The following is a 12,671-nucleotide window of genomic DNA, read 5'->3' as shown; positions in this document are numbered from 1 at the left end:
CGAGCCCGGCGCAGCCCGCTCGAGGAGCCGTCATGACCGCCAACCCCGTCCGCCTCCAGGCCATCGCCGCCGTCGAGGCGTTCACGCCGCCGCCGATCAGCTTCGATCCCGGCGAGGAGCCCGGCGAGATCTTCGGCACCAACGTCTTCAGCCTCAGCGCGATGCAGAAGCGGCTGCCGAAGTCGGTCTACAAGTCGGTGGTCGCCACAATCGAGAAGTCGACGCGCCTCGACCCCGACGTCGCGGACGCCGTCGCCTCGGCGATGAAGGACTGGGCCCTGGAGAAGGGCGCCACCCACTACGCCCACGTGTTCTACCCGCTGACCGGCCTGACCGCCGAGAAGCACGACAGCTTCCTCGACCCGGTGGGTGACGGCACGGCGCTGGCGTCGTTCTCCGGCAAGACCCTGGTGCAGGGCGAGCCGGACGCCTCCTCGTTCCCCAACGGCGGGCTGCGCAACACCTTCGAGGCGCGCGGCTACACCGGCTGGGACGTGATGAGCCCGGCGTACGTGCTGGAGAACCCCAACGGCAACACGCTGTGCATCCCGACCATCTTCATCTCGATGACCGGCGAGGCGCTGGACCACAAGACGCCCGTGCTGCGCTCGCAGCAGGCGATGTCGGTGCACGCGCGTCGGGTGCTCGAGCTCTTCGGGCACACCGACCCCGACAACGTGGTGGCCTACTGCGGCCCCGAGCAGGAGTACTTCCTGGTCGACAGCCACTTCTTCCTGGCCCGCCCCGACCTGTTGAACGCCGGCCGGACCCTGTTCGGCGCGAAGCCGCCCAAGGGCCAGGAGTTCGACGACCACTACTTCGGCGCCATCCCCGAGCGGGTCCTGGGCTTCATGATGGACACCGAGCGGGAGCTGTTCAAGCTCGGCATCCCCGCCAAGACCCGGCACAACGAGGTCGCACCCGGCCAGTTCGAGGTCGCGCCGATGTTCGAGCGCGCCAACGAGGCCTCCGACCACCAGCAGCTGCTGATGACGACGTTCAAGTCGGTCGCCAAGAAGCACGGCATGGAGTGCCTGTTCCACGAGAAGCCGTTCGCCGGCGTCAACGGCTCGGGCAAGCACGTGAACTTCTCCCTCGGGAACTCCGAGCTCGGCTCCCTGCTCGTGCCCGGCGACAACCCGCACGACAACGCGCAGTTCCTGGTCTTCTGCGCCGCGGTCATCCGCGCGGTGCACAAGTACAGCGGGCTGCTGCGGGTCTCGGTCGCCTCGGCGTCCAACGACCACCGCCTCGGGGCCAACGAGGCGCCGCCCGCGATCATCTCGGTCTTCCTCGGTGACCAGCTCGCCGACGTCTTCGACCAGATCGCCAAGGGCGGTGCGACCCACTCCAAGGAGAAGGGCACCCTGATGGTCGGCGTCGACACCCTGCCGAACCTCACCCAGGACCCGGGCGACCGCAACCGCACCTCGCCGTTCGCCTTCACCGGCAACCGGTTCGAGTTCCGGGCGCCGGGCTCCAACCAGACCGTCGCCGGACCGATGGTCATGCTCAACACGATCATGGCCGAGGCGCTCGACCACTGCGCGACCTACCTCGAGGACGCCGTCGCCGCCGGCACCGACTTCAACGAGGCCGTCCAGGCGCTGCTCAGCGACATCGTCTCCGACCACGGCGCGGTCATCTTCAACGGCAACGGCTACTCCGACGAGTGGCCGGTCGAGGCCGAGCAGCGCGGGCTGAAGAACCTGCGCACCACCGTCGACGCGCTGCCCGAGCTGATCAGCCCCGAGGCGGTCGAGCTGTTCGGCCGGTACGGCGTCTTCAGCGCCGGCGAGGCGCACAGCCGCTTCGAGATCGGCTGCGAGCAGTACGTCCTCGCGGTGGCCGTCGAGGCCAACCTCACCCTGGAGATCGGCGCCACGACGGTGCTCCCGGCCGCGCTGCGCTACCAGACCGAGCTCGCGCTCAACGTCAAGGCGCTCGCCGACGCCGGGCTCACGCCCGACCGGACCGGGCTGGAGACGGTCAGCGAGAAGGTCGCCGCCCTCACCGCCGGGCTGGCGGGCCTGCGGACCGCCATCGCCCACGACCACGCCGCCGACCCGCTCGAGACGGCGCGGGACGCACGCGACCTCGTGCTGCCGGCCATGGCCGCCGTCCGCGAGGCCGCCGACGAGCTCGAGGGCCTCGTCGCCGACGACCTGTGGCCGCTCCCGACCTACCAGGAGATGCTCTACATCCTCTGAGCCGTCGGGCCCGGCGGACCCACCGGGCCGACCGGGCTCACCGGGCCGCCGACGCCGGCGGCTCGGTGAGCACCCGGAGGGCGAGGTCGGTCGTCGACGGGACGCCGAGGTAGCCGACCACCCGGCTCACCACGTCCGGGTGCAGCGGCAGCAGGCCCGGGGTGCCCGGCACGTCGGGGGTCAGGCCGAGGTCGACGTCGTCGCGCCCGGTCATGATCTCGACGTTGAACTCGAAGCGCTCCCGGGCGCCGTCGGCGGTGAGCCGCCGGAGCAGGGTCGCGCCCATCCGCGGGGTCCCGTTCTCCTCGCCGAGCGAGTCGAGGGTGGCCACCAGGTTCACCCCGGCGCAGTGCTCGACGTCGGCCCACACCGCGCGCATCGAGCCCATCTCGTTGAGCAGCAGCGCCGCGGTCTTCGGGCCGATCCCCGGTACGCCGGGCAGGTTGTCGCTGGCGTCACCGCGCAGCGCGGCGTACTCGAGGTAGTGCTCGGCCGCGACGCCGTACATCGTGTGCAGCCGCGCGGGGTCGAGCAGCGGTGAGCCGCCGATGCCGCCGTTGATCAGGCGCAGCACGCGGGTGCTGGCGCTGATGTGGGCGAAGGAGTCGCGGTCGGAGGTGATGATGACGCAGTGCCAGCCGTGCCGCTCGGCCCACGTCGCGGCCGAGGCGCTGACGTCGTCGGCCTCGAGCCCGGCGGGCGTGACGGTGCGGAGGCCGAGGGCGTCGAGCATGGCCGCGGCCCGCTCGAGCTGCTCGACCAGCAGGGGGTGCTTCTCGGCCCGCCCGGCCTTGTAGGCCGGGTAGCCCGCCGCCCGCACGGACGCCGTCCGGTCGTCGAGCCCGAAGACCACCGCGTCCGGGGCGAACCGGTCGATGGCCTCCAGGATCTGGCGCAGCATGCCGTGCAGCGCCCACGCCGGCCGGCCGCCGCGGTCGCGCAGCCCGGTCTCGAGGCGCGCGTGGTGGTTGCGGTGCAGCAACGACGGCGCGTCGACGACGAGGAGCAGGCGCGGGTCGCGGTCGTCCGGGGAGCTGGGCATGGTGTCGGCCCAGGGTAGTGCCGCGTCGGGTCAGCCCTCGTGCCGGTGCGTCGGCCGGTCGGTCGGTGCCGGCTCGGTGGCCGGGGCCGACTCGTCGAGCGGGTCCTTGATCGCCCGGGTGTCGGTGACGGGCCGGTAGTCGTCGGCCTGGTGGTCGACGACGGGGTCGACGCGGTCGGCCTCGCGGACGACGTCCTCCTGGCGGGCGCGGGCCTGCATCGCGGCCCGCTCCGCGACGGCGGACTCCTCCTCGGCGCGGTGCGCCTCCTGCCGGGCCTGCTCGGCGGCCCGCTCGGCCTCGGTGGCGCGCTGCTCGGCACGGACGACGTCCTCGGTCTGGCCGGCGGCCCGGTGGCGCAGCTCGTCGGACTGCGCGCGGCGCTGCGCGAGCTCTGCGCTCTTCCTGCGCCGGCTCAGCACCAGCGCGAGGGCGACCAGGGCCGCCAGGACGAGGACGCCCACGACGACGAGCACGATGATGGTTCCGCTGTCCATGTCAGGCAGCTCCTTCGGGTCGGGGACCCCCCAGGGCACCGCACCCGGGTGCGTGGGGGGTACGCCCCTGGAGGTGAGCGCCGCCGCCGGCTCAGCGGCGGACCGTGAACCGCCAGACCCGGAGCGTGCGGTTGCCGGCCAGGTCGACGGCGACGAGCCGCACGACGTGGCGCCCGGGCGCGAGGGCGCGCCGCGGGGTGTAGGTCACCGCGCCCCCGGACCGTCGGGCCGGCGCCCTGAGGCCGTCGACGCGCAGGACGACGCCGACGCCGGCGGCGGGGGTGAACCGGTCGCCGACCCGTGCCCGGATCGTCGGGGTGCGGTCGCGAGTCGCGCCGGTGGGCCGGGTGCCGCGCACCGTCGGGCCGCTCCGGTCGACCGTCCACCGACGGACCGCCGGGCTGGCGTCGGCGGTGCCGGCGCCGTCGACGGCGCGCACCCGCATCGTGTGCCGGCCCTCCGCGAGGCCCCTGACGGTGGTCGTGGCGCCGCACCCGGCCCACCGACCGGCGTCCAGGCGGCACTCGAACCCGCTGCCGGGTTCGCTGCCGGTGAAGCGGAACGTCGACGTCCGCGCCCGGACGTGGCCCCGCGGGCCGCCCGCGATCGTGGTCTGCGGCGCGGCGCCGGCTCGGACGACGACGTCGACCGACGAGGTGACGGTCGCGTCGAGACCCGTGCCGTGGCCCGCGTGGACGCTGCCGACGGTGACGGTGGCCGTGTAGCGGCCGGCGCGCGCGTAGGTGTGGTCGGGGTCGGGCCCGGAGCCCGTGGTGCCGTCCCCGAAGTCCCACGCGTGGGCCAGGTCGACGGTGGTGGGGGCGAGGTCGACGCAGCCGATCCGCCGGGCCGGCTCGTCCGGGTCGTGGACGACGATCGACACTGCCTTCTCGCCGGCGCGCCGGGTCGCCCGCGTCTCGACCAGCCCGCTGCGACCCTCGCCGTCGGAGGTGAAGTAGAGCCAGATCTCGTTCGCCTCGGCGAACGGCTGGGTCTCGTCGAAGCGGTAGTGCACACCGCCGCGGTTGTTGGCGCAGCTCTGCTCGTGCACGTGCACCTGGTGCAGCGCGTCGGGCTGGAGCCCGGTGACCGAGATGCTGGCGTACGTCGCCCCGCGGCTGCGCACCATCTCCGCGGTGCCGACGAGGTCGTCGTAGGTGCCGATGCCCTCGGCGTAGGGGAGCACGTCGCCGTCGGTGGTGACCTCCGTCGAGAAGCCGACGGCGAGGGGTGCCGCGCCGCTGGTGGGGGTCGCGGTGGCCCTGATCGCGGGGAGCGTCTCCCCGGGGTCGGCCACGACGACCTCGACGGTGTCGACGCCGGGGTTGCCCTGGGCGTCGGTGACGGTGAGGGTCGCGTCGTAGGTGCCCGGCGTCGGGTAGGTCCAGCTGGCGTTCGGCGTCGTCGCGACGTCGGTGGTCGTGCCGTCGACCCCGAAGTCCCAGGAGTAGGTGAGGGCGCCGCCCTGGGCGTCGTGCGCCTGTCCGCTGAAGGAGACCGGCAGCGGCGCCGTGCCGGACGCCGGTGCCGCCGCGGCCCGCACGAGGGGAGCGGCTCCGCCGCCGCCCACGGTCACGGTCCAGGTCCGCTCGACCGACGCGCCGCGGGCGTCGGTCACCCGGAGGGACAGGGAGTAGAAGCCGGGCGCGGTGTAGGTGTAGCTGGCGTCCTCGAAGGTCGAGGTCACGCCGGGGACCCCGAAGTCCCAGAGGTAGCTCAGCGCGTCGCCGTCGGGGTCGCTCGCGTGCGCCATCACGCTCGTGTTCAGCGGTGCGGTGCCGGTGAGGGAGCTGAGCATCGGATCGATCAACGGAGTCTGGTTGACCCGACCCGGCTCCTCGACGACGACCGTGCCGCGCATCAGCGTGCCGTGCACCGAGCACAGGTAGTGGTAGGTGCCGGGCTGGTCGAAGGTGTACCGGAAGGGCGCGCCGCCCGGGACGCGGGACACCAGCACCGGGGTCGGCCAGGTCGCACCGGTGTTCTCGGAGGTCAGGTCGTGGCTGATCGTGGCGCGGTCGAACTGCCACTCGACGGTGTCGCCGACCACGATCCTGGCCTGCGACGTGCCGGTGCCGACGGCCTCCCAGCGGTTGCCACGACCGTCGTCGATCGCGTCGACCACCCAGGTGCGCGGGGCAGCGGCCGCCCCCGCGGGGGCCTGCTCGGCGACGGCCTGCGACGCGACGGCGCTCGTCAGGCCGGCGGCGACCACCAGGGCGACGAGCACCCGCACGCGCAGGGCGGACCAGCGGGACAGGCGGCGGGCGCGTCGCTTGAGACGGGTCGTGGGACGGGTCATGGGGAGGGCGCCTTTCCGGCGGACGATCAGCATGTGGAACACGGTTCAGACTCGTGACCACTGCACCCTAGCCGGTCGTGAGACGGACGTCATTGCGCGCTGCCCTACCCTCGGACCGTGACCGCCGGCGCACCCGACCTCCGCCACCTCGACCTGGCCGACCCCGCCTTCGACGTGACCTCACCCGCCGTCCACGACGCGCGGGATCACGACTGGTACGCCGAGACGCCGTACGGCTACGCCGTGCTGCGCTACGCCGAGGCCAGCGCGCTGCTCACCGATCGCCGGTTCCAGCAGGGCAACGCGCGGTGGCCGGCCCAGAACGGGATCGAGGAGGGCCCCTTCCTGCGGTGGTGGCAGGAGGTGCTGCTCAGCCTGGAGGGGGAGGACCACGCGCGGCTGCGCCGGCTGCTGATGCCGGCGTTCCGGCGTCGGGTGATCGAGGACCTGCAGCCCGAGTTCCGGCGCATTGCCGCCGAGCTCGTCGAGGGTTTCGGGTCGCGCGGCGACGTCGAGCTGATCGCCGAGTTCGCCGAGCCGTACGCCGCCCGCGTGCTGTGCCTGCTGCTCGGCCTGCCGGACGACGAGTGGCACCAGGTCGCCCGGTGGGCCGACGACCTCGGGAAGTCCTTCGGGATCCGGGTCAAGGAGGACCTGCCCCGGATCGAGGCGGCCCTGGCCGGGCTCACGGCCTACGTCGAGGCGGTGGTCGACGACCGGGCGGCCCGGCCCCGGGACGACCTGGTGACCACCCTGCTGCAGGCGCAGGAGACCGACGGCCGGCTGAGCCGCGACGAGCTGGTGGTCTCGCTGGTCTTCCTCGCCTTCGCCGGCATGGAGACCACCCGCAACCAGATCGGCCTCGCCGTGCAGACCCTGCTGCGGCACCCGGACCAGTGGCGGCTCCTGGCCGAGCAGCCCGAGCTCGGGCGCGCCGCCGTCGAGGAGGTGATGCGGGTGAACCCGACCGTGACCTGGGTGACCCGGGAGGCCATCGCCGACGTCGACCTGCACGGGCTCCACCTCCCGGCGGGCACCATCGTCCAGGTCCTCTCGCACGCGGCCGGCACCGACCCGACCGCCGTGCCGGACCCGGTGTTCGACATCGCCCGCGCCGGCGACCGGCCGCCGCACCTGGGCTTCGGGGGCGGCGCGCACCACTGTCTGGGCCACTTCGTGGCGCGCACCGACATGGCCGTCGCCCTCCCGATGCTGGCGCAGCGCATGCCGGACGCCGTCCCCGACGGTCCGGGGGAGTGGCTGCCCGTCTCCGGCAACACCGGTGCGCTGTCGTTCCCCATCTCGTTCCGCCCGACCTGAGTCGACCTAGGTGCGCAACGGGTGGGTCTGGCCGGTGGCGTGGGCGGCTCGGTGGGTCTGGTGGTGGTGGAAGGGGCAGAGCAGGACGGCGTCGCGGGTGTCGGTCCTGCCGCCCTCGGACCACGGGATGCCGTGGTGGGTGTGGCAGTAGGCGGCGGGGGTGGTGCAGGTCGGGTGCTGGCAGTGCTGCTGCTCGAGGGTGATCGCGAGTCGTTGCCCGGGGGTGTGGAAGCGGCGCTTGCGGCCGAGGTCGAGGACCTGGCCGGCGCCGTCGAGGACGGCGGGGACGATCCCGGCCTCGCAGGCCAGTCGTCGGGCCTGCTCGGGTGAGACCGCGGTCCCGGTGTCGAGGTGGGCTGCCTCAAGTCCGCCGTTGAGCGCGTCAAGGGTCATCGTCACCACCACGGTGGCGTTCACCCCGCCCATCGCCGGGAGCTGGTTGGTCGGGTAGCGCTCGACGTACTCGCGGAACGCCTGCCCGAGGCGTTCCGGGGTCGGTCGCTCGTGGTCGTAGGAGCCGGCGCCGTCGGTGGCGCGGACGTGCTTGGGGGCCGCGATCGCGGTGAGTGCTTTGCGCAGCATCGAGGCCTGGGCGGAGGGCAGGGTGAACCGGCCGTGCGCGAGACCTTCGCCGTCGTCCCACATCGCGAAGCGAGTCTTCTTCCGGGCCCTCGCCTCCTCGGCCTCCAGCAGTCGGGCTTCGTGCTCGTCGGCCTGGTCGGGGTCGATCGTCTCCAGGATCCGCCGGCCCAGGGTCTTCAGGTCGTGGGCGTCGTGGTGGGCGGGCCTCTCCGAGCAGGTGGGCCTCGGCTTTGTCGCGCCACGCAAGGTGGTCACCGTCGAGGTCGCCGACCGCGGCGGCGATGACCTTGGCCTGCTCGCCGTGCAACCGTCCCTTGGCCATCGCCACCCGGACGGGCTCGTGGGCGGCGAGGTCGCCAGCCAGTCGAGCCTTCCGCGCAGCCTCGGCACCGGTCACCCGGGTCACCCGGGCCAACCAAGCAGCCAGCGACCGCGCACCGATCGAACCCGGCAGATCCAGCACCCCCGCGTGGCCCACCACGCGGGCCTCGAGCTCCTGCACCCCAGCCACGAGCCCAGCCAGCCGCGGCACCAGGTCGGCCGTCGTCGCAGAGTCCAGCGACCACGTCGGGGCCCTCCACCAGGGCCGCGAGCTCGGCCTCGAGCAGCGCGACGAACCGGGCGACGGGGTGCCCGTCGTGGCGGTCGCCGGGGTGCTTGCTCATAGCCTGATTCTACCGGCGGCTACCGACGATCGACAGTGTGTTCGATCTGCCTGTGGAGGAACCCAACCCGGAGTCAACTGATTGTTACGACGAGTCTCGCGTTGAGGACTCTGGCGGGAGTCTGCCATCCAAGGGTCTTGCGTGGCCTGGTGTTCAGGCGCCTTGCGACCTCGTCGCACTCGGTCTGGGTCAGCGCCCGCAGGTCCGAGCCTTTGGCCCAGCACTGACCAGCAGCCCGTTGGTGTTCTCGTTGGTGCCGGGTTGCCAGGGTGACTGAGGGTCGCAGAGCAGATCGGCATGCCGGTCTCGATGCGGAACTGTGCGTGTTGGGGCCATCGTTACCGATCTGGGGCTTGCGGTTGCGGCGCTGGGTACGCCGATGCGCGGTCAGCTCGCGCTTGAGCTCGCCCTTGGTCTGGACGAACAACGGTTGGTAGATGGTCTCGGGTGACATACGCATCCGCCGGCTCCTCGGGTACAGCACAGGCAGCGAGCTCGAGATCTGTTGCGGTGACCAGTCTGCCCGCAGAGCCTCCCAGACCTTCTCGCGCAACGCGCCTGTCTTGGTTTCCAGTGGTGGTTGCAACTTTGGGTGGTGGGAGGTTGCAGTCATGGCAGGTGTGTGGGTGACGCTGGATGAGCGTCGGGTCATCGGGCGGGGTTATCGGGCGGGGTTGACGCAGCGGCACATTGCCGCGGCGGTCGGGAAGCATCCCTCGACGGTGTGTCGTGAGTTGAAGCGCAGCTTCTCCGCACCTGGGGTGGTTCCCCGCGTGCGGGGATCGTGCGGGGTCAAGGGCAGGGGTACCGGCGGGGTCTATGACGCTGAGCGCGCTCAGGCCGACGCAGCGATCAAGGCTCGGCGTCCCAAGGCTCGTCGCCTCGACCACGCTGTGCAGCGACCGTGGGTCGAGCTCCTCCCGGACTCGGTCGGGCGGCGCCAGGGCGACCGCGCGTCGCCCGCCCGAGCTACGGACGACGCGCGGGCGAGGTGATCAGTCGGCGTCGCCGAGATCACCGCGACGGAGCCGCCGCCTCTTGCCGACCTTGCGAAGCACGCTCCAGGGCTCGCGGACGGCGCGGCCGTGACGGCGATCCTTGTGCGGCTTGCAGAGCGGGCAGCCCTTCTGGTGCCGATGAGGTGAATGAGCCATCGTGGCTCCGTTCCGTGACCAACACCCGCCACGGGGGGCGGGGTGGGTGCGTGGGACGAGACACGACGCCAGGCTAGGACACCGGATCGCCGGGGGGCGACCTTCAGACCGCGACCGGTGCCTGGATCGCCGAGCGGACGCGGTCGCACAGCGCGACGTACTCGGGCAGCGCACGGATCTCGCCGGCCGGGACCCGGGTGCCGCCGTCGGTGAAGACCGCCGGCTCGTCGAGCACGATCCGCCCGGGCCGAGGGCTCATCACCATGACCCGCGAGCCGAGGAACACCGCCTCGTCGACGCTGTGCGTGATGAACAGGATCGTCCGGCCCGTCGCGCGCCAGATCTCCAGCAGCTCGGCCTGCAGCCGCTCCCGCGTGAGGGCGTCGAGGGCGCCGAACGGCTCGTCCATGAGCACGATGTCGGGCTCGTTGGCCAGCACCCGCGCGATCTGGCACCGCTGCTGCATGCCGCCGGACAGCTCGTAGGGCCGGTGGTCGGCGAAGTCGGAGAGTCCCACGAGCTGCAGGTACTCCTCCGAGATGCGGGCCCGCTCCCGCTTCGGGACCCCGCGCAGCCGGGGTCCGAGCTCGACGTTGCGCCGGACCGACAGCCAGGGGTAGAGCGTCGCCTGCTGGAACACGACGCCGCGCTCGGGGCCGGGACCGCGCACCGGCGAGCCGTCGATGCTCACCGTGCCCTCGCTCGGCGTGGTGAAGCCGGCGACCAGCCGGAGCAGCGTCGTCTTCCCGCACCCCGACGGCCCGGCGAGGGTCACGAACTCACCGGGCTCGACGGTCAGGTCGATCCGGTCGAGCGCCGGGACGGCGGCACCGCCCACGGTGAAGTGGTGCCGCACGCCGGCGATCTCCACCCGCCGGTCGTGGCGGCCGCTGGCTGCCTCAGTCACCGGAGACGCTCGCGGCCGGCCCCGCGTCCACGTGGTCGGCGTAGTCCTCCTCGGTGCCGACGCCCTCGATGCCGCCCTGCTCCAGGAGGAACCCGGCGGTGTTGAAGAGGTCGGAGGCGAACGTGCCGCCCAGGTAGTCGGGGCCGGCCTGCTCCTCGGCGGTGAGGTAGGTCAGCCCGGCGAACTGCTTCTCGGCGTCGGCGGGGTCGATGCCGAGGGCGACGGCGACCGACTCCGCGGCCGCGGCCGGGTCGTCCTCGATCAGCCGGACGGCGTGGTCCTGCGCCTTGGCCCACTGGGCGAGGAAGTCGGGGTTGGCGTCGATGAACGCCCGGCTCGCCGTGCCCACGTCGTAGGTCGGCCGGCCGGCCTCGGCGGTGTCGGCGCTCGACAGGATCCGCTCGCCGCCGTCCTCGAGGAGCTGGCTCTGGGTCGGGTCCCACACCCAGGCGGCGTCGATCTGGTCGCCCTGCCAGGCCGCGGGCATCTTCTCGGGGTCGAGGTTGATGACGGTGACGTCCTCGTCGGGCACGAGCCCGGCCTCGGCGAGGGCCTGGAGGAGCGAGTAGTGCGCGGTGCTGCTGAACGGGACCGCCACGGTCCTGCCGCGCAGTCCGGCGATGTCGGTGATCGCGGGGTCCTTGACGATCAGCGACTCGGCGTCGCCGATCACGTCGTGGATCCAGACGACCGCGATGTCGACGTCCTGCACGACCGGGTCGGACGAGGCGATGGTGGCCGGGGAGGATCCCATCAGGCCGAGGTCGACGTCGCCGGACCCGTAGTACTTCACGACGTCGCCGCCGGACGCGGCCTGGACCCAGCTGATCTTCGCGTTCGGCATGCAGGCCTCGAGCAGCCCGAGGTCCTTCACGACGACGTCGCCGTTCGGGATGGCCTGCCAGGCGATGCGCGCCTCGGTGGTGATCGACTCGTCCGGCTCCCAGGGGCAGTCGGTGTCCGGCGACGCCGCGGCGCTGCTGCGCCCCGACTCGACGCACCCGGACAGCGAGAGTGCCAGGGCGGCGGCCGCGAGCGCGGTGATGGTGGTCTTCACGGGGGTTGCTCCTTCGTGCGTCCTTCGACGCGTCATGCCTTGCCCCGCCAGGGGACGAGGGCCTTTTCCAACGACTTCAGCCCGAGATCGAGGAGGATCGCGGCCAGTCCGATGACGACCATGCAGGCGATCACGAGGGCGCTCTGGAGCTGCTCGCCGGCCAGGTACGCCAGGCCCCCGATGCCGGGGATGCCGTTGGCGATCTCGGCGGCGACCACCGTGGTCCACGCGAACCCCGTCGCCACCCGGATGCCGGTGAGCACCTCGGGCAGCGTCGCGGGCAGGACGACGGAGGTGAGCAGCTGGCGGCGCGAGGCGCCGAGCGAGCGGCCGGCGTTCACCTGGTCCTCGCGGACGCCGCGCACGCCGCTGATCGTGGCCATCGCGATCGGCGGGAACGCCGCCAGGAACAGCAGCCACACCTTCGAGGTGTCGCCGATGCCGAACCACACGATCAGGAGGCCGATGTAGGCCAGCGGCGGCAGCGAGCGCAGGAAGCTCAGGTACGGCTCCAGCACCGTGCCGAGCCAGGTGGTGGCCATCACGAGGCCGAGTGGGACGCCGAGCAGGATGCCCGCCCCGACGCCGATCCCGATGCGCTGCAGGCTCGCGAGCAGGTGCTCCCACAGGTAGTAGCCCTGCTCGCCGCGCACGACGCGCTCGGAGCCGGAGCTGACCGGGTGGTCGGTGTTGGCGCGGACGAAGGCGTCCCACACCGCGCCCGGGGAGGGCAGGTACAGCGGGCGCACCCACCCGGCCCGCGTGACCAGCCACCAGGCCAGCACCAGGACGACGAACGTGGTCGCGTGCAGGCCGAGCAGGCGCAGCGAGCGCCGGGGCCGGCGGGTCCTGGTGGGGCGGGCCGGAACGGACGGATCCGTCGGCGCACCGGCTCCCGCCGGCGCCAGGGTCTGAGTCATGCGGAGTACTAAAGCAT

The 12,671-nt window shown here is 72.7% G+C and carries 10 protein-coding genes and 1 pseudogene; 3 read left to right on the top strand and 8 right to left on the bottom strand.

Going from position 1 to position 12,671, the window contains the following annotated elements; translation table 11 throughout:
- Positions 1 to 32 precede the first annotated feature (32 nt).
- On the top strand, positions 33 to 2,210 hold the full coding sequence (locus FE634_RS12920; protein ID WP_148240663.1) for a glutamine synthetase III family protein: 2,178 nt from the start codon (positions 33 to 35) through the stop codon (positions 2,208 to 2,210).
- Between the two features lie 37 nt (positions 2,211 to 2,247).
- On the opposite strand, the gene FE634_RS12915 is transcribed toward FE634_RS12920, so the two are convergent.
- From FE634_RS12915 to FE634_RS12905, 3 genes are all read right to left on the bottom strand, one after another.
- Positions 2,248 to 3,252: a 5'-3' exonuclease gene (locus FE634_RS12915; RefSeq protein ID WP_137292668.1), complete on the bottom strand. Its 1,005-nt coding sequence runs from the start codon at positions 3,250 to 3,252 to the stop codon at positions 2,248 to 2,250.
- A gap of 30 nt (positions 3,253 to 3,282) precedes the next feature.
- Complete coding sequence (locus tag FE634_RS12910) at positions 3,283 to 3,747, bottom strand: hypothetical protein (protein ID WP_138876119.1); 465 nt, start codon at positions 3,745 to 3,747, stop codon at positions 3,283 to 3,285.
- Between the two features lie 91 nt (positions 3,748 to 3,838).
- Positions 3,839 to 6,049 (bottom strand): PKD domain-containing protein, encoded by a 2,211-nt coding sequence (locus tag FE634_RS12905; RefSeq protein WP_148240662.1) that lies wholly within the window; start codon positions 6,047 to 6,049, stop codon positions 3,839 to 3,841.
- Between the two features lie 117 nt (positions 6,050 to 6,166).
- Here FE634_RS12905 and FE634_RS12900 point away from each other — a divergent pair, with 117 nt between their 5' ends.
- Entirely contained in the window at positions 6,167 to 7,369 is a 1,203-nt protein-coding gene (locus tag FE634_RS12900; RefSeq protein WP_138876117.1) for a cytochrome P450, read from the top strand.
- A 6-nt stretch (positions 7,370 to 7,375) separates the two neighbouring features.
- On the opposite strand, the gene FE634_RS12895 is transcribed toward FE634_RS12900, so the two are convergent.
- Complete coding sequence (locus FE634_RS12895) at positions 7,376 to 8,197, bottom strand: HNH endonuclease signature motif containing protein (RefSeq protein ID WP_187366705.1); 822 nt, start codon at positions 8,195 to 8,197, stop codon at positions 7,376 to 7,378.
- Between the two features lie 492 nt (positions 8,198 to 8,689).
- Positions 8,690 to 8,942 (bottom strand): annotated as a pseudogene (locus FE634_RS21885) (transposase); the annotation flags it as partial.
- Between the two features lie 111 nt (positions 8,943 to 9,053).
- Between FE634_RS21885 and FE634_RS21880 the strand changes: the two are divergent.
- Entirely contained in the window at positions 9,054 to 9,611 is a 558-nt protein-coding gene (locus FE634_RS21880) for a helix-turn-helix domain-containing protein (RefSeq protein ID WP_138876116.1), read from the top strand.
- Positions 9,612 to 9,873: 262 nt separating this feature from the next.
- On the opposite strand, the gene FE634_RS12885 is transcribed toward FE634_RS21880, so the two are convergent.
- The 3 genes from FE634_RS12885 to FE634_RS12875 are packed head-to-tail and all read right to left on the bottom strand — an operon-like array spanning position 9,874 to position 12,654.
- Positions 9,874 to 10,677, bottom strand: a complete 804-nt coding sequence (locus FE634_RS12885; protein ID WP_138876115.1) for an ABC transporter ATP-binding protein — start codon at positions 10,675 to 10,677, stop codon at positions 9,874 to 9,876.
- On the bottom strand, positions 10,670 to 11,734 hold the full coding sequence (locus FE634_RS12880) for a taurine ABC transporter substrate-binding protein (protein WP_222847578.1): 1,065 nt from the start codon (positions 11,732 to 11,734) through the stop codon (positions 10,670 to 10,672). The genes FE634_RS12885 and FE634_RS12880 overlap by 8 nt, the downstream gene beginning before the upstream one ends.
- A 32-nt stretch (positions 11,735 to 11,766) precedes the next feature.
- On the bottom strand, positions 11,767 to 12,654 hold the full coding sequence (locus FE634_RS12875; RefSeq protein WP_137292660.1) for an ABC transporter permease: 888 nt from the start codon (positions 12,652 to 12,654) through the stop codon (positions 11,767 to 11,769).
- Positions 12,655 to 12,671 lie beyond the last annotated feature (17 nt).

Origin of the sequence: Nocardioides sp. S-1144, assembly GCF_005954645.2 — a bacterium.
GTDB classification, from domain to species: Bacteria; Actinomycetota; Actinomycetes; order Propionibacteriales; family Nocardioidaceae; genus Nocardioides; species Nocardioides dongxiaopingii.
This window is presented reverse-complemented; position numbering and strand designations above follow the sequence as displayed.